Consider the following 16,117-nt stretch of genomic DNA (forward strand, 5'->3'; position numbering starts at 1 on the left):
TTTTCGGTAATTCTAACAACGATAAATTTTAACCCAGAGTTTGCAGGGTAGATTTTAAATTATCCCTGCAATTGCTGATATTGAGTCGTTTGCGAATATTAGCGCGGTGGAAGTCAATCGTTCTGGTCGATAAACAAAGAATATCGGCAATTTCCTTGGTGGTTTTTCCTAAGCGAATAAATTGAGCAATTTGGATTTCCCTTTGGGTCAAACCGTTGCTTTCAATATTAAGCATTTGAGTGTAAGGCTGGGTCATGGATTTAAGATTCTGTTCCAAAATGTCCAGCGTAGCGGCTTGCCTTTCATCCAGCCTGGTCGTCTTTAGAATATCCAGCATAGGATAAATCATTTCCTCTAAATTACGATAATAATCTTTTTCAAGAGTACACTTTTTCTCATTGATCTGTTTCAGAAGAACATCGAGGGTGGTTTTCATATTATTGTATTCCTGAGCCAGTTCTGCGAGCGTTCGCTCTTGCCGGTTATACAAATCATAAAACGTTTTCTGACTGGTTATATCTGTACCCACTACGAAGGTCATACTTTCCTGTCTGGAAATCTTAAGCTTGACGAAGATAGAATCTTTATTCACCGGTGCTTTAACATTATAGTCTTCGGACATATAGATGTCTTTCTCATGAGGAGAATTAATATAGTAATCGTAAGCCCCAGGTTCTTTTAACTCCGGAACAAAGAAGAAGATATCCAGACCCAACAGCTGGGTTTTGGGCAGACTTTCATCTTTGAGTGTTTTAGAACAGGCGTTACTGAGGTTGATCAGCCGCATACTGTCATTAAAAATAAGAATGTAATCATTGGATAAATCAATACTTCGAATACAAGGATTCTGGCAATGCAGCATATCGCAAATGTTTGCATCAGTCGGACAGAATAAGCGCAGCCGAGAGTTGTCCATGGTTTGTTTACCACCTTTCAAGATCAACAAAACTTATACTGAATAGCCTTCGATGCAGTCCCTATGGAATACCTATGAATTGAGAAGATTAGTAAAAAGCAGAGTAGTGAGAATATTTTGTTAATCTAAACTTACTACTGGAAGAATCTGCAGTCAATATGGGTTGATTGCTAGATAATATCCTAGTAATAACTGGTATCAAATGTCTGTAATTAACAAATTAACCTGATATACCAGTCTACTGCTGGGTTTATTTTATAGATTAAACCAGTATTGTTTACCCATGTTACTTAAACTATTCTCTAAAATAGGAAATCAAATATCATTTCCTAAAAAAACGTAATGCGTTTATTGGAAAGGAAGGAGAAAAAATGTCCGTACAAGATGTTTTGACGGTTGAAAAATCCGGTCCACTGGAGGAACTGTTGAACCTGCCGCTCCGCGGGGATAACCCTTACATTAGCCAATGGAAAAAGGACGGGGGGTTAGTTTATGGGTTTCTATGCGCCTATGTTCCGGAGGAAATTCTCTATGCCCACGGCGGAAACTGGAATATATTACCTGTTCGTGTTGGTGCTAAGGGTTGTACGACTACCGAAGACGCCGATATTTACATGGGCAAATTTCTATGCAGTTTTCCCCGCTGTTTGCTGCAGGTAGGCTTGGAAGGGCAATATGATTTTCTGGATGGACTTGTTTTTACCAGCTGCTGCGAGCATGCCAGAAGGGTTTATGAGCCCTGGCGGGACCATGTCAAAGCAGGGCACCTGTCCATGATTTCAGTTCCTCATGATCCCACGGGGCCCAACCGTTATCAGTGGTATTTTGACGAAGTTGTCAATGTCACCAGTGATATCGACCGGGTGTACGGGAATAAGACGACAGCGGAATCCCTGCGTCATGCAATTACTGTATACAATGAATACAGAACTCTGATGCAGGAACTATACAGCCTGCGTGCCTTAGAATATCCTTTGCTTACCGGTTCGGAAGCGATGAAGATTTCTATGGCCGGAGCTAATATGCCAAAAGAAATATTCAACGAGAAACTGAAAGCCGCTATTGCCGAAATCAAAAAACGTCCCGGAATTAAAGATTATAAAGCCAGGATCATGCTGGGGGGAAGCTTTATCGATGACACCTATCTGATTGACATTATTGAGAGCACTGGCGCTATTGTTGTTGCCGATACGCTCTGCACCGGACGCAAATATGTGGAAGGCCTTGTGGAAATGCCCGAGAACGATAATGACTTGGATGCTCTTACCCATGCTGTGGTCAAAAGGCATTTAAATAAAATAGCCTGCCCGCGGATGATCGAAGGTTATCCGGAGCGGATAAGTTTCGCCAAGCGTATGGTTCAGGAAGCCAAAGTTGACGGTGTCATTTACGAGAAAATGTCTTTCTGCGACAATCACGGGGTTGAAAACGTTATGGAAGCCAGAGATATGGAAAAAGACGGGATACCGGTCATGCAAATGGAGAGAGAGTATCTTTCAGCAGATACTGGGCGGTACAAGACACGTGTCCAAGCCTTCGTGGAGAAAATCACTAAAGGGAAATAATCAGAAAAATAATCAGAATTTTTTTTGGTTTTATAAATTGTTTGAAAAATAATAAGGGGTGATTTGACAAATGAGACAAAAAGCATTTGAAAAGTATAACTATCTCCACCGGTTGGATTGCGTCACGGACTTTGTTAATTTGGCCTGTAATGTTGTTAAGGCTGATACTTTAGATGGACTGATGGAGGGCGCTTTGCCCTTGTTGGCTACGGCTCCGCCATATCTGTTTGAGGAAGTGCCGAAGATTCATGAACCGGTTGTTGCTGCTGCGATTAAGCCGAAGAACCGTGCAGGTGTGGGTGCGCATTTTGCAGCTGTGAAAAAATATTTATCGGACCTGGCAGATGACCTTGATTCAGGCAAACCTGTTGTTTCCCATTTTCCTTCCATGGGGCCGGAGCCCTTTCTTGCCATGGGTGTTGTTCCACTTTGCGCGGAAGCGTTGACCTTGTACCTTACGGGTTCCTATGAGAACGGTGTCGAGGAAGAAATTGACGAGGCGGAAGCGGAAGGTATTCCCAACCATTCCTGCTCTTTCCAAAAGGCGCCGTTCAAGGCGATGGACAAAGGGCTCCTTCCCTTGCCGGATGCTTTTTTAGTAACCACAGCACCGTGCAATTCCAGCAATATGCTCTATCAAAATATGATGGATAAACACAACAAACCGGTATTCGTAGTGGATTCACCGTATTATTGGAATAAACGCTCATTCAAATATTTTGCCGAAGAGTATAAGCAAGCTATTTTGGGTGTGGCCAAGCATTTAGGCACGGAGATTGATGTCGCTACCCTACGCAAGCACGTCGAGTGGAGCAATGAGCAGTACGAGTGGTGGTTCAAACTGCAAAAACTCAGGAGAATCAAGCCCAATCCCGATCCCGGGATGCACCGCGCGTTTGACTTGGCAGCTTGGCTGTTGTCCGGTTCCAATGAACTGTGGATTAACTATTTTAAGGTGTTATATGAAGAGGCGAAGGAAAGGGCGGACAACGGATTAGGCGTAGTACCGGAGGGCATGGAAGAAATCCGGACCCTGCATACGTACGGTTGGACGGCCCACACCATTTATCTGCCGGATTGGATGGAAGATAACTTAGGCAGTTCTATGGCGGAATGCGGTCTTTCCATTTACCCAGGTGATCTGATTGGATTTGTGGATACCACAAACCTTGATACCATGCTGGAAGGTCTCGCTTGGCGGTCCTTTAACGGGGTCATGCACCGGACGGTGATGACGTTTGCCGACCTGCATATCAATGATATGGTCAGCGTGGCTAAAGAATATCAGGTTGACGCGGCGGTCTTTGCCGGGAACAACACTTGCAAATGGGGCTGGACCTATCCAAAAATGCTGTCAGACGCCTTACAAGAAAATATGGGTATTCCTTGTTTATCATTTGAAACCGATATTATGGATAAACGTTTTACACCAAGGGAAGTTACTTTTTCTATGCTTACTGAGTTCTTTAATAATCTAAGAGCAAGGTAAAAATGTAGAAGAAGGTCAAGGATGAAAGGAAGAAAAAGAAATGATTCTAGGCATAGACATCGGGACAGGTCTTACAAAAGGTGCGCTTGTCCAAGACGGAAAATTTATTTGGGGTACAAAAGTCCCAACTGAAGCTAACCCGACGAGTGCAGTTCAAAAAATCATGGATGTAGTAAAGAATGAAAAAGGGCTGGAAGAAAGTGATCTGGATGGCATCATTCTGACCGGCTGGGGACAGGTCAAAGTTCCCAACCGGCAAGGAACTGAATTGATGAGTTCTATTGCCCGCGCAGCCTTGTGGGATTGCCCTTCCGCTAAGGCGGTATTGTGCATGGGCGCTCAGGAGAGCCTGGTGATAAAGCTCAATGATGCCGGGAAGGTTGCCGGATATGCCCGCAACGACAAATGTGCTTCCGGGGCCGGCAGGTTTCTGGAAATTATTTGTGAAGCATTGGAATGTACAGTTGATGATTTAGCAGCTCTGGCTGCAAAAGCAGACAAAGAAATACGGATCAGCAACCAATGCGCTGTCTTTACCGAGAGCGAAGTCGTTAGTTTGGTGAATGACGGAGAGTCGATCGAAAATATTGTCGCGGCTATTCTTACAGCTTTGACCGTCAATATTGCCAGCCTGTGCAAAAGGACGATCAAGAAGGAAAAACTGGTTCTTGGCGGCGGATTGGCCAAAAATGAAAAAATATGCCGCCTGCTGCAGGAAGCTCTGGGAGTAGAAATACACGTATTCCAGCCTGAGGCGGATTATATCGCAGCGGTAGGCGCGGCCTTGAGTGCGGACGGAGGGAGAAAATGATTTTTGCAGGTGTTGATGTAGGATCTTTAAGTGCTGAAGCAGTTTTAATGGAAAACGACAAGCTCCTGGCTTCGTATATCATCACAGTCAAACCAAATCCGGTTACCTCGGCGACATTGGTTATGGAAGAAGTTCTAAAACTAACGGGTTTAAAACAAAGTGATATCGCTTATTGTGTCAGTACGGGTTATGGACGGGAAAGGATACCCTTTTCCCAACATGATGTTTCAGAAATATCCTGCCATGGCAAAGGTGCGTTCTGGGCCAATAATAATGTCAGAACCATCATTGATGTCGGAGGCCAGGATTCCAAATTGATACGAATTGATGAAAACGGCGACCTGGACGACTTCATGATGAATGATAAGTGTGCTGCCGGGACGGGGCGCTTCTTGGAGGGGATCGCCAAAACTTTTGGCATTCATGTCTCTGAACTGGGGCCGCTGGCGTTGAACGGAAAAAACTCGGTACCAATCAGCAGTATCTGTACGGTCTATACTCAGTTTGATGTCATGGGGCTTCTGGCCGATGGGCGTTCACGGGAAGATATTGCTTTAGGGGTAGCCGATTCCTTGGCCATAAGGCTCAACAGGATGGTAACTCAAATCAAGATTAAAGATGAATTATGCTGCACTGGTGGCGTAGCCAAAAATGCTGCAGTCGTTAAGTCTATTGAAAAAGTAACAGGTAAAAAGGTCACTTCCTTAGGAGATACCGATCCGCAGATTATTGGGGCGCTGGGAGCGGCGATTTATGCCAAAGAGCGTTATTTGAAAGAAAACGCAGCAAAGTAAGCACCAGCGGATGAGAAAAGGCTGCAAGGGGGGACGTCATGAATAAAGGAAAAATAATTGTCATCGGGGGAAAAGGCGGGGTCGGCAAGACAGCCCTATCTGCTATCCTGGTAAAACTTCTGCTCCAACGGAACGAAAAACTTCTCCTGATTGATGCTGACCCTGTGATCAGTGTAACCTATGCTGTTGGCGTACAGCCGCAGCGTACCATCGGGGAATTCAGAGAAAGGATCATCGAGAACATCGAGGTGGCCCGAGAAGTAAGGAAACAGGCTACAAAAGATACAATCCGTGAATTGACCATCCAAACCGGAAATAATTTTGATATTCTTGTGATGGGTCGGTCTGAAGGAAAAGGCTGTTTTTGCGGAATCAATGATCTGCTGCGATATGGCATAGAATCGCTCTGCAGCGAATATGATACAATTTTGATTGATTGTGAAGCCGGAATTGAGCAGGTTAACCGAAGGGCGGTACACCGAATCGATCACCTGATTCTGATCACGGACACTTCCCGGAGAGGAATGGAAACGGTATCCCAAGTGAAGGAAGTTGCCGGCAAATACTTTGAGGATAATCCTTTTGAGGTCTCCTTGCTTGTGAATCGGGTTCGGAGTGAAGAAGATGAGGCTGATGCCCGTGCGTTGGCTGAAAAATTTGGTTTTGCTGTAGCCGGGTTTATTCCTGAGGATCCCCAGGTACTCAAGAATAATGCCAGGGGTAATCCCTTGCTTCATTTGCCGGATAATGCCCCGAGTGTGTCTGCAATACGCCGATTTCTCGACCAAATACTCTGAGTTTGGGTACTAGCAGAATACGGGTATTGCTTATTCAATCAACAAGTATTGTCACACCATTGCTTTGAAATTAACATTTATAACAAAAGGAGTCTGTATTGCGGGAAGGAGGCTTACTTTTGGAACCAACAGAATGATTGTTATAATGATGATTTTTCATGATTATAGTTTTCTGAAAAGATAAGGAGGAAAAGAATGGATGCATTTACCAGATTAGAAAAGCATGCAAAAGAGAGACCTGCCGAGTTACTGAAAATGAAAAAGGCCGGACAGAAGTTCGTCGGTTATGTGCCGGAGGGATTTCTTCCTGAAGAGCTTGTGTACGCCAGCGGAGCGATCCCGATCGGGTTAGCTAAGGGCGGAGACGCCGAGACGTTAATGGAAAGCCTGAAATATGTTCCCCGATTTATCTGTACCTGGTGTCGCTCGCAGATCGGTTACAAAATGAGCGGAGACCTTTTATACCAGGTTCCTCATCTGATGGTAGTTCCGGCCACGGACTGCAATGCCAGATCAATAGGGGATCTTTGGAATTATTGGACAGATACGCCGGCCTTCCTCTATGGAGTTCCCCATAACAAACAGCCGGAAGCCGTTGATTATTTTTCTCTTGGCCTGAATAAGCTCAAAACCAAGCTGGAAGAACTGACAGGCAATAAGATCACCGACGAAAAAATATCCGATGCAGTTGTGAAACAGAATCAAATTCGTACGCTTCTGAAAGACATTAGCGATTTGCGTAAAAAACCGGGAAAACCGGTTATCAGCAGCTTCGATTATGTAAGATTGCATCACTATTCGTTTTGCGCGGATCAGGATTTTCTGATTGACTGCCTCACGGAGATTTACAATGACTTGAAGAACAAAGAGTCCGAGCAAGTCGACTGTATCCGGCTGTTTTTCACCGGAGGCACTTTAGCGCACGGTGATTACCGCGTATATGAACTGCTAGACCAGATCGGCGGCGAGATTGTATACGAAGATTTCGCCGGCTGTCTGCGCCCCTATGAAAATAACGTCAAGCTGGACGGAACAGACCCGTTGGCGGCCCTGACGGATGCATATTTCACCCAAAGAATGGACCCTGCCTGGAACAGACCTTCCAATCACAGAGTATATCCAATGATCGATAATATTAAGGCTTTCGGAGCCCAAGCTGTTATCTGGTACCAGCTCCTGTACCGCGAAGCGTACGACATGCAGGCTTTTTTCTTCGACAAAATTATTGAAAAAGAAACCGGTGTGCCGATGCTGAAGATTGAGTCCGATTATGACGCATCGGAAAAAGGTAACGTAAAAACCAGGCTCGAGAGCCTTATTGAAATGGTACAAGGAGGTTAATGATGTATACAAACTTATTTAAATTGTGCGGCTGGTCGGACGAAGAAATTAACGCCAATCGCTCACGGATTGAATTCATGCTGGAGAAAATCAACTGCACAGATGAAAAAAGCCTGAAGCATGCAGAAGAACACGTTTCCTCCTGTTTCGATTTGAGCATCTCTGCTCCGATACTAAGAATCTATCTTCATGAATTTTTGGATATTGTTAATGTTCGCAATGAATATGATACCTATGTTACAATCAATTTTCCGATTACACCGACACTGTTTCTCGGTATGCTTTACGCTCAAATGAGAACCGGAAAAAGCGTGTATGTCAAAAGTACGACCCAGACGTCCATCGTCTGTCTTGGGATGATCTTTGACAAGTATACCCGTGTTCTGGAGGAAGGCGAGCGGATGGGGCAGGGGGCCGGCAAGGCGCATTGCGGCCAGTACCAGGCTGAAGCGGGGCTTTTGTCGCTCGGTATTCTGCCTAAGCCTGATTTGGTGGTAGGTTCCGGGTGGTTCTGTGATCAGGCTGCGGAGGCTGATCACCAGATGTCGCAGATCTTTGGCTTTGAGTCTGTTTATTTTGACGGCTGCATGGATTGGCCGTGGGATGTCGAACTGCCGCGAGAGAATTTCGAATATTCAGCCAAGACCGTGGAAAGGGCGATGAAACGGGTTTATGAGGTGACCGGGCTGGAGATTACGCCTGAAGATAATCAACAAGCTTGGGCAGCGTTTTATCAACTCTCCTTTGCCTTTTTGAATCTTTGCGGTACAGTGGGACATTCCGACCCGCAAGTCATCTCCCATGCCGACCTCACCCCTCCTTATCTTTTCGCCCTAGTTTGTCCGCATCCTAAGAGAGTTGGAGAAACTCTGCAGGCGATTGGCGCGATGACCGAGGAGGTCAATAGAAGAATTGAACAAGGGATCGGTATACTTCCGAAAGGAGCCCCCAAGGTGTATGTGGGGATGAAGACCGGCTGCGACGTCAGGATGATTAAAGTTATTGAAGAAGTTGGTCTCTCGATTACCAATATATTCCTCGACGGTATGACACGGGCTGAAAAATTGCCGTTGATGTTCCCGGAAAACGACCCGTTTATGCAGGCGACGGAGTATATGCTCAAGCGGCCGGGACTGAATACTCCCTGCTACCAGCAGCAGTACCATGAAGATATGCTGGAGGAATTTGGTTGCGACGGATCGGTACTTTCCTATCTGTACAATTGCCGTCCGTGGACCTCTCCGGCTCTGATGAACCGGGATAACCTGGAAAAGAAAACCGGTCTGCCGATTCTGCTGCTGGAAACGGACTATTATGATAGCAGGCTTTATAGCCCGCAGCAGATCAAGACCCGTCTTGAAGCATATGCGGAAATGCTTAAATTAAACAAAGAACTGAAGGCATAGCCCTAGAGCGAATATTGATTCGGGTGAGGGGGAAACCTCTCACCTGAAATATACATCATGAATCGCAAAACGGATAGACAAGGGGAGTTTATTATGCTCGTAGCAGGAGTCGACGTCGGTGCGGCAACCGCCAAGACAGCCATTGTCAAAGACGGTCATTTTATCGCCTTTGCGGTTATGCCCACAGGAGATATCGTTACCAAAGCCGCCGAGGATGTTACAATTAAGGCCTTGAAAAAAGCGGGATACAGCATGAAGGATCTTGATTACGTGGTCTCAACAGGCTATGCCCGCCACCATGTCAAATTTACGGATAAAGCCGTAACCGAAATCATTTGTCACGCCCGCGGCGCCAACTATATGATGCCGCAGGTGCGAACTATCATTGATATTGGCGGTCAGGATAGCAAGGTTATTCATGTCAATGAAGTTGGGAGAGTTGTCGACTTCGTCATGAACGACAAGTGTGCGGCCGGTACCGGACGCTTTCTGGAAGTTATGGCCCAGGTTCTGAACACGACGATTGATCAAATGGGTCCTTTATCTTTGAAAGCTAAGAATGTGCCCGATATTACCAGTACCTGTACCATATTTGCTGAAACAGAATTGATTTCGCTGCGTGCAGAAATGACGCCAAGGGAGGACATGATTGCCGGATTGCACCGTGCGGTTGCTCGCCGGGTTGTGCTCATGGGCCAAGTGGTCGGATACCGCGAGCAGGTCGCCTTCACCGGCGGAGTGGCTATGAATCAGGGCATCAAATTTTTTCTGGAGGAAACTCTCAAAATGCCGATTGTTGTTCCGGAACAACCGCAGATTATGGGCGCCTTGGGCGCAGCATTGCTGGCCACCGAAACCCGAGTCGGAAAAGTGTACGAGAGGTCGCGGGCGGCTTTAAACGGGTAAAAAATGCGATAAGCGAAAAACAATGCGTGATTCTAAAATTGACGCAATGTTTAGTGCCAGGATACAAAAAAACAGTCTATTTGACTGTTTTTCTGTATCGCTTTTTTTTTTCGAAGATATCTACGTTAACCGAAAAGTACTCTTGTAATTATTGTTAATGCCTAACTGCACCAAGTGCTTTTGCAGGTCATTCTTCAGATTTTTGATATCGAGTTTCTTGCGTATATTTGCTCTATGGAAATCAACCGTTCTAGGTGACAGTATGAGTAAAGCAGCTATCTCCTTGGTTGTCTTACCCTGACGGACGAGGTTGGCTATCTGCAATTCTTTTTTGGTCAAATTACTTTCGGTGTTGATCATTTTGACGAAGGGATCCATCATGGTGCTGAGGTTTTCGGAAATGACGTCAAGAATGCCCAGCTGATGGCTGTTCAGGTTGGTGTTTCGGAGGGCGTCTAATAGAGGAAAAAGCATCTGCTCAATATTGCAATAGAAAACATTTTGTAGGGAAGAGTTTTGCGCTGCCGTCAGACTCATCATTGTATTGATCGTCACTTTTAATTCTGAACAGCATTTTTCCAGATGACGGATGTACTCCGCCTGTGAACTCAGTCTATGATCATTCTTGACTTGTTCGGTAATATCGGTGTGAACGATGTAGACAAGCTCGTTATTGCTGAATACACACATTCTGTCATAAACAGGCTTTATCTCCTCTGTGATGGTTTCATAACAGTCGATGTTAAAAGAGCCGCCGTAACGTGCTACCTTCCTAAACCGGTCGATCTCCCCCAACTCTTCAAAATTGGGAGCATAGAATAAGATACTTTTTCCAAATAAAGACTTATGAATATGCTCCGGATCATAAAAAAACCGAAGAAAATCAGGTGTGTAATTCACGGTATTCAAGTCTTTGTCTAAAATCAGGACTCGGTTGTCCTGAATATCACAGGAATCGGGCTGAATGCCACTTTCAACAAGAAAATCGTTCTTGTCTAAGGTGCAGAAACCACCATTCAACGGGCTGCTCATTCTTACAATCTCCCCTTAAAACGTGGTATATGTTTGAAAATAGTCATTATTTATCGTTAATTGTAAATTCTGAAAACACCTAATTCAATACTGGTTTTATCCTAGTCTTGAATGAAAATATTGAATAGATTACGGCTATCTAAATAATAAGCAAGATACCTGGTTTATACCTGATTTAACGGGTATTTAACTAGCATTGTCGCTGAGTGATATCCGGACTTAAAATAGTTCATGTCAGAGGTATTTTATTATATTAACCTCATGAAAAAGTAAAGGAAACGGAGGTTTTACTATGGAAGCAATGATTAGGCTGAACAAACATTTGCGTGAAAGGCCCAGCGAGTTGATGAACTTGAAAAAATCGGGGACGAAGATTGTGGGCTACGCTGCCGGAGGGTTTGCTCCCTTGGAAATGATCTATGCCGCCGGCGCTGTGCCTGTTTGTCTGGGAATGGGCGGTGACCCGGAAGTGGTTACGGAATCCATGACGTATACGCCAATCTTTCTGTGTACCTACTGCCGGAGCCAGATTGCTTACTACAAGCTTGGCGAGGCTCCCTACTATCAAATCACGGACCTGTTTGTGATTCCGATCGTTGACGCCAATAATAAGCTGATTGCGGATTCTTTCTGCTACTTCACCGATGTCAACGTATTTCGATTCGGTGTTCCCCACGATAAGCGCCCAATAGATGTGGACTATTATAAGTATGGCCTAACGAACCTTAAGAAGAAACTTGAAGAGTTAACGGGCAACACGATTACAGATGAAAAGCTGAAAAAAGAGATCGAGATAGAAAATAAGCGCCGCAGTCTGCTTAAGGCCATCAGCGACCTGCGAATCGGCGCTGACCCGGTCATCAGCAGCAAAGATTACGTCGCTTTGCACCATGCGGCGTTCTATGCGGACAGAGAGATTTATCTGGAAGTACTTCAGGAAATCTATGATGAGCTTAAGGCGAAACGTGTAACGATGACTGAGAAGAAGTACTCAGGCCCCCGCATTATGTTTATCGGAAACACACTGGCTCACGGGGATGTCAGAATCCACGAAATTGTGGATACCACCAATGCTGAGATCGTGTATGAAGAATTCGCCGAAGGTATTGTTCCGTATTTGAATAACGTTGACACCTCTATAGATCCCCTGGACGGACTTGCTGACTGTTATTTTACGAAACGAATCAGAAATCCTTGGGACAGGCCTTGGGGCGACAGATTCGATTGCCTGCTGGCAAAGGCAAAGGAATTTGATTGCCAAGTCGTCATCTGGTATCAGACTCTTTATCGCGACGGTTCGGATCTCCAGTCCTGGACATATGGTAAGAAATTTAAGGAAGCCGGTCTCAATTTTGTTAAAATTGAGACGAACTATAACGCCGCTGAGAAGGGCCCCATGAGGACTCGAATCGAAACTGCCATCGAAATGCTGGGGCAGAGCGAACTTGAGGCCGCAGCGACTCTCTAAACAGTATAATAACTTGGCAAATACCCGTATTCGCCCCGGATCGAATTATGAAAGGAGACCAGTGGAAATGAATTATAATGAATTGTTTAACATGTGCGGTCTTGATGATGAATGGCAGGCACAGAACAAGGAGAGAATTGAGAAGTTCCTTTACCAAATGTATATCCGCTCTGATCAGGATATCGCCGATTCAGTTGCTTGGACCAAAAAGCAGTATGATACATCCCTCCCCAGTACCCGCCAGTTCCTGGCCGTATTAATGAAAGAGGCAATGGACTATGCGCTGGCCAGAGACGAACGGGAGATCATTATCAACTATACCCGTCCGACCATGGCCTCGCTATCCCAGGGCTTCCATGTTTGGGAGAATAGAATTAACGCTGAGCTGGGCTACAATAAGTTTTACGCCCGCGGCACTTCCATTGTTTATTTAATGATCGTTTTAGGGACCATCTTTAACAAAGCTAACTGGTGTATCGAACTGTCGGAAGATCTGGGGCAAACTGCAGGCAAAGGACATTGCTCCGAATACCAGATATGGGAAGGTGCCCTTTTCAAGGGTATGATCCCGGCACCGGATGTTGAAGTGTCCTGCGGTCTTTTCTGTGACCAGGCGCCTGAAGTTGAAGCAAAGATGGCTGTGGACTACAACTTTGATGTTGTCTTTACGGATCTGCCGGAGGACCATCCTTGGGATACCTGGCCTCATATGGATATAAACGCCATTAAATATTTATCCAAAAATACTGAAGCGGTCTACGACTATCTGCGGGAGAAGTACGGCTTCACTATGTCGGAAGACGATAAGAGCCAAGGCGTCCTGGAAGCCAACCAGTTTATCACGGCACATATGGCGATTGTCAATCTGGTTGCCACCACGGACGGTTTGCCGGTCAGCCATGCCGATATGTTTTTATCCTTCATCAGCGCAGCCATCGGTTCCGTTTATAAGGATGAGGTTCTCGCAGCTATGAAACAGATGCAGAAGGATATTCGTAAGCGGATCAGAGAGGAAAGCTTTATCGTTCCGCCCGGAGCACCGCGCGCGTATGGGACTTTCGTTGCCGTAGCGGATATGCGCTTCTATCATCAGGTTGAGGAAGCAGGAATTCACCTGACGCACGTCTGGTTTGAACCTATACCACCTGAAGTATTCAGCACTCCCCCTGCCTCCGATATTCCGCGTGAACAGGGTTATGAGATGATTTTCCGTTTCCAAGGCCTGGGCGACCTCTGCGGCTCCTCAATAAAGCAAGCGCGATTCGCTGTCGAAAATTTCAACCTGGACGGATTGATGATTTTTGAGACGATGTTCTGCCGCCCTCTGTGTCTGCCGTCAGTCCAGATTAAGGACTATGTCCAGAAACACTGCAACAATATTCCCGTTATGCGTCTTGAACTGGATGCTTACGACAGCCGCAACTATACGCCGGAACAATACCGTACGCGTCTGGAATCCTTTGCTGAGGTTATGAGAATGCGGAAGGCCATGAAAGAAATATCCGCCATATAATCGGACTGTCTGCTTGAGTGACTGATAAATAGGCTGCCTGCCTGATGCTAGGCCTGCAGCTGCAATGAAAAATCCATGTCATGGGACAGTTCCGGCTGTGCCGGGTCTGTCCCAGACAAAACAGAGGTGAATTATATAATGTTAGTAGCAGGTGTTGATGTTGGCGCCGCGACTGCGAAAACTGCCATTGTCTTGGATGGCAAGCTTATTTCGTGGGCAGTTCAGCCTACCGGCGACTATGTTGAAAAAGCAGCAATGGAAGTAACTCAAACTGCGCTGGCGAAAGCCGGGTACACGATGAACGATATTGACCAATGCTGCTCCACCGGATATGGCCGCCGTGCGGTGTATTTTTCCCAGAAAGCGATTTCAGAGATTATCTGTCACGCGAAAGGCGTCAACTACTCTTATCCCAACGTTCGCACCATTATTGATATCGGCGGCCAGGACTCCAAGGTTATCTCTGTTAACAGTAACGGTACTGTTGCCGACTTTGTAATGAACGATAAATGTGCTGCCGGTACCGGCCGTTTCCTTGAAGTTATGGCCGACGTTATGCGCCTCTGCATTGACCAAATGGGGCCTGAGGCTAAAAAAAGCAATAAACCGGCTCTGATCAACAGTACCTGCACCATCTTTGCCGAATCCGAAATGGTCTCTCTGCGGGCTCAGAAGACTCCCCGTGAGGATATTATCGCCGGCCTGCATCGTGCCGTCTCCCGCCGCGTAGGCATTCTCGGCAGACAGGTTGGATATAAGGAAGACATCGCGTTTACTGGCGGTGTGGCGCTCAATACCGGGATTATCCATTTTCTTGAAGAGTTTTTGAAAACAAAGCTGGTCATTCCGAACCCGCCGCAAATCATGGGAGCCATCGGGGCGGCGCTGCTGGCCAACTCTAATGTGGGTACCTCAAATTTTGATCATGAAGAAAAGCCGGTGGAAGACCTTAATGCCAGTGCCTATGTTTAGAGGAGGTAAACGATGTCAAATTTGAAAGTTACTCAAAATATCGCGGATATGTGCCTAGAGTGCGGCTTGTGCATGGATGCCTGTGCATTTTTGCCCAAGGTGTGCGATAATCCGAAAGTACTGGCTGAAGAGATGCTGGCCGGTCGTTATGTTGCCAAGACTGAAGTACCCTATTTGTGCAATATGTGCAGTAAATGCGCTACGGTCTGTCCTGAAAGCTTAGATATCGGCAACATGATCCAGGAGATCCGTATTCAGTTCTTTGCGGAAGATCTGCCGTTGCCCGGTAATATTAAGTATGTAAAAAACCAGCAGAAATTTGTTTCTTCGGAACAATTCTTTCTGGCTAAGCCGGCACCTTCCGGCAATACGAAAAGGATGTTTTTCCCCGGCTGCCATTTAGCCGGTTACTCCGCGGAATTGGTGGACGCAGCCTGGAGATGGCTGAATCAGCACGATCAGGATTGCGGCTTGTTGCTGACCTGCTGCGGCGCACCAAGCTATGATACGGGTGATAAAGAAACGTATGAAAAGATAGTTGCGCAAGTTAAAGACGCCATGGCTTCTTTCCGCGCCGAAAAATTAATTACAGCTTGTTCTAACTGCACAGTTCACTTCCGCGATTTTACCGATGTGTCAACCGTTAGTATTTACGAGGTAATGGACGAGAATTGGGATAACCCTGCCAGAGATGCCGGAAATTGGGTCATGCACGATCCCTGCAAATCGCGGACTTTTCCAGAAATGCAGCAGGCTGTCCGTTCGTTACTGGCCAAAGCCGGGTGTCAAGTCCAAGAACCAGCGGACAGCGGTGCGGATGCCAAATGCTGCGGTATGGGCGGACTGGTTGCCTACACCGATGCGGACTGGGCGTGTAAATTAGCCAAGGAGCGGGCTGACGAACTGGGAGGCGACCTGGTTACTTACTGCGCCAGCTGCCGGCAGGCCATGCGCCCCTATGATCGCTACGGTTTGCACGTACTGGATCTGCTGTTTACTGCGGATTTGGACGATGCAAAAAAAGCTGAAGCGCATGGGGCTGCCGATGCGAAGAAGAGTCAATTAAAGACACGTGAATTACTATCTAACTAATTGTTTTTAGGAGGA

Annotated in this window: 14 protein-coding genes; 12 read left to right on the forward strand and 2 right to left on the reverse strand. The window is 46.1% G+C overall.

The window, feature by feature from the left end; translation table 11 throughout:
* Positions 1–28: 28 nt before the first annotated feature.
* Positions 29–916, reverse strand: coding sequence for a helix-turn-helix transcriptional regulator (locus LPY66_RS08055; protein ID WP_337987563.1), 888 nt, complete (start codon positions 914–916; stop codon positions 29–31).
* A 371-nt stretch (positions 917–1,287) separates the two neighbouring features.
* Between LPY66_RS08055 and LPY66_RS08060 the strand changes: the two genes are divergently transcribed.
* The 8 genes from LPY66_RS08060 (at position 1,288) to LPY66_RS08095 (ending at position 10,025) form a co-directional block, all read left to right on the forward strand.
* The gene (locus tag LPY66_RS08060; protein WP_337987564.1) at positions 1,288–2,481 is read left to right on the forward strand and encodes a 2-hydroxyacyl-CoA dehydratase subunit D; all 1,194 of its coding nucleotides are present in this window, start codon (positions 1,288–1,290) and stop codon (positions 2,479–2,481) included.
* Between the two features lie 70 nt (positions 2,482–2,551).
* On the forward strand, positions 2,552–3,970 hold the full coding sequence (locus tag LPY66_RS08065; protein ID WP_337987565.1) for a 2-hydroxyacyl-CoA dehydratase family protein: 1,419 nt from the start codon (positions 2,552–2,554) through the stop codon (positions 3,968–3,970).
* Between the two features lie 40 nt (positions 3,971–4,010).
* Complete coding sequence (locus LPY66_RS08070) at positions 4,011–4,781, forward strand: acyl-CoA dehydratase activase (protein ID WP_337987566.1); 771 nt, start codon at positions 4,011–4,013, stop codon at positions 4,779–4,781.
* Positions 4,778–5,575, forward strand: a complete 798-nt coding sequence (locus LPY66_RS08075) for an acyl-CoA dehydratase activase (RefSeq protein ID WP_337987567.1) — start codon at positions 4,778–4,780, stop codon at positions 5,573–5,575. Before LPY66_RS08070 ends, LPY66_RS08075 begins: the two co-directional genes overlap by 4 nt.
* A 38-nt stretch (positions 5,576–5,613) precedes the next feature.
* The gene (locus LPY66_RS08080; protein ID WP_337987568.1) at positions 5,614–6,372 is read left to right on the forward strand and encodes a nucleotide-binding protein; all 759 of its coding nucleotides are present in this window, start codon (positions 5,614–5,616) and stop codon (positions 6,370–6,372) included.
* Between the two features lie 195 nt (positions 6,373–6,567).
* Positions 6,568–7,713 (forward strand): 2-hydroxyacyl-CoA dehydratase subunit D, encoded by a 1,146-nt coding sequence (locus LPY66_RS08085; RefSeq protein ID WP_337987569.1) that lies wholly within the window; start codon positions 6,568–6,570, stop codon positions 7,711–7,713.
* A 2-nt stretch (positions 7,714–7,715) separates the two neighbouring features.
* Complete coding sequence (locus tag LPY66_RS08090) at positions 7,716–9,119, forward strand: 2-hydroxyacyl-CoA dehydratase family protein (RefSeq protein WP_337987570.1); 1,404 nt, start codon at positions 7,716–7,718, stop codon at positions 9,117–9,119.
* A 93-nt stretch (positions 9,120–9,212) separates the two neighbouring features.
* Positions 9,213–10,025 (forward strand): acyl-CoA dehydratase activase, encoded by an 813-nt coding sequence (locus LPY66_RS08095; RefSeq protein ID WP_337987571.1) that lies wholly within the window; start codon positions 9,213–9,215, stop codon positions 10,023–10,025.
* A gap of 120 nt (positions 10,026–10,145) precedes the next feature.
* On the opposite strand, the gene LPY66_RS08100 is transcribed toward LPY66_RS08095, so the two are convergent.
* A complete protein-coding gene (locus LPY66_RS08100; protein WP_337987572.1) occupies positions 10,146–11,057 on the reverse strand; it encodes a helix-turn-helix domain-containing protein in 912 nt (303 codons plus the stop codon).
* A 292-nt stretch (positions 11,058–11,349) separates the two neighbouring features.
* On the opposite strand from LPY66_RS08100, the gene LPY66_RS08105 reads away from it, so the two are divergent.
* From LPY66_RS08105 to LPY66_RS08120, 4 genes are all read left to right on the forward strand, one after another.
* Positions 11,350–12,525 carry a 2-hydroxyacyl-CoA dehydratase subunit D gene (locus LPY66_RS08105; protein WP_337987573.1) on the forward strand — a complete coding sequence of 392 codons (1,176 nt, stop codon included), beginning with the start codon at positions 11,350–11,352 and terminating at the stop codon, positions 12,523–12,525.
* Positions 12,526–12,592: 67 nt separating this feature from the next.
* The gene (locus LPY66_RS08110; protein WP_337987574.1) at positions 12,593–14,038 is read left to right on the forward strand and encodes a 2-hydroxyacyl-CoA dehydratase family protein; all 1,446 of its coding nucleotides are present in this window, start codon (positions 12,593–12,595) and stop codon (positions 14,036–14,038) included.
* A gap of 138 nt (positions 14,039–14,176) precedes the next feature.
* Positions 14,177–15,010 carry an acyl-CoA dehydratase activase gene (locus LPY66_RS08115; RefSeq protein ID WP_337987575.1) on the forward strand — a complete coding sequence of 278 codons (834 nt, stop codon included), beginning with the start codon at positions 14,177–14,179 and terminating at the stop codon, positions 15,008–15,010.
* Positions 15,011–15,022: 12 nt separating this feature from the next.
* Positions 15,023–16,102 carry a (Fe-S)-binding protein gene (locus LPY66_RS08120; protein WP_337987576.1) on the forward strand — a complete coding sequence of 360 codons (1,080 nt, stop codon included), beginning with the start codon at positions 15,023–15,025 and terminating at the stop codon, positions 16,100–16,102.
* The last annotated feature ends 15 nt before the right edge of the window (positions 16,103–16,117 follow it).

The organism is Dehalobacter sp. DCM (genome assembly GCF_024972775.1).
GTDB lineage: Bacteria > Bacillota > Desulfitobacteriia > Desulfitobacteriales > Syntrophobotulaceae > Dehalobacter.

What these genes read in the sequence shown, in the direction of transcription:
- LPY66_RS08055 (WP_337987563.1), bottom strand. Translation starts at nt 916, where the DNA reads ATGGACAACTCTCGGCTGCGCTTATTCTGTCCGACTGATGCAAACATT.
- LPY66_RS08060 (WP_337987564.1), top strand. Translation starts at nt 1,288, where the DNA reads ATGTCCGTACAAGATGTTTTGACGGTTGAAAAATCCGGTCCACTGGAG.
- LPY66_RS08065 (WP_337987565.1), top strand. Translation starts at nt 2,552, where the DNA reads ATGAGACAAAAAGCATTTGAAAAGTATAACTATCTCCACCGGTTGGAT.
- LPY66_RS08070 (WP_337987566.1), top strand. Translation starts at nt 4,011, where the DNA reads ATGATTCTAGGCATAGACATCGGGACAGGTCTTACAAAAGGTGCGCTT.
- LPY66_RS08075 (WP_337987567.1), top strand. Translation starts at nt 4,778, where the DNA reads ATGATTTTTGCAGGTGTTGATGTAGGATCTTTAAGTGCTGAAGCAGTT.
- LPY66_RS08080 (WP_337987568.1), top strand. Translation starts at nt 5,614, where the DNA reads ATGAATAAAGGAAAAATAATTGTCATCGGGGGAAAAGGCGGGGTCGGC.
- LPY66_RS08085 (WP_337987569.1), top strand. Translation starts at nt 6,568, where the DNA reads ATGGATGCATTTACCAGATTAGAAAAGCATGCAAAAGAGAGACCTGCC.
- LPY66_RS08090 (WP_337987570.1), top strand. Translation starts at nt 7,716, where the DNA reads ATGTATACAAACTTATTTAAATTGTGCGGCTGGTCGGACGAAGAAATT.
- LPY66_RS08095 (WP_337987571.1), top strand. Translation starts at nt 9,213, where the DNA reads ATGCTCGTAGCAGGAGTCGACGTCGGTGCGGCAACCGCCAAGACAGCC.
- LPY66_RS08100 (WP_337987572.1), bottom strand. Translation starts at nt 11,057, where the DNA reads ATGAGCAGCCCGTTGAATGGTGGTTTCTGCACCTTAGACAAGAACGAT.
- LPY66_RS08105 (WP_337987573.1), top strand. Translation starts at nt 11,350, where the DNA reads ATGGAAGCAATGATTAGGCTGAACAAACATTTGCGTGAAAGGCCCAGC.
- LPY66_RS08110 (WP_337987574.1), top strand. Translation starts at nt 12,593, where the DNA reads ATGAATTATAATGAATTGTTTAACATGTGCGGTCTTGATGATGAATGG.
- LPY66_RS08115 (WP_337987575.1), top strand. Translation starts at nt 14,177, where the DNA reads ATGTTAGTAGCAGGTGTTGATGTTGGCGCCGCGACTGCGAAAACTGCC.
- LPY66_RS08120 (WP_337987576.1), top strand. Translation starts at nt 15,023, where the DNA reads ATGTCAAATTTGAAAGTTACTCAAAATATCGCGGATATGTGCCTAGAG.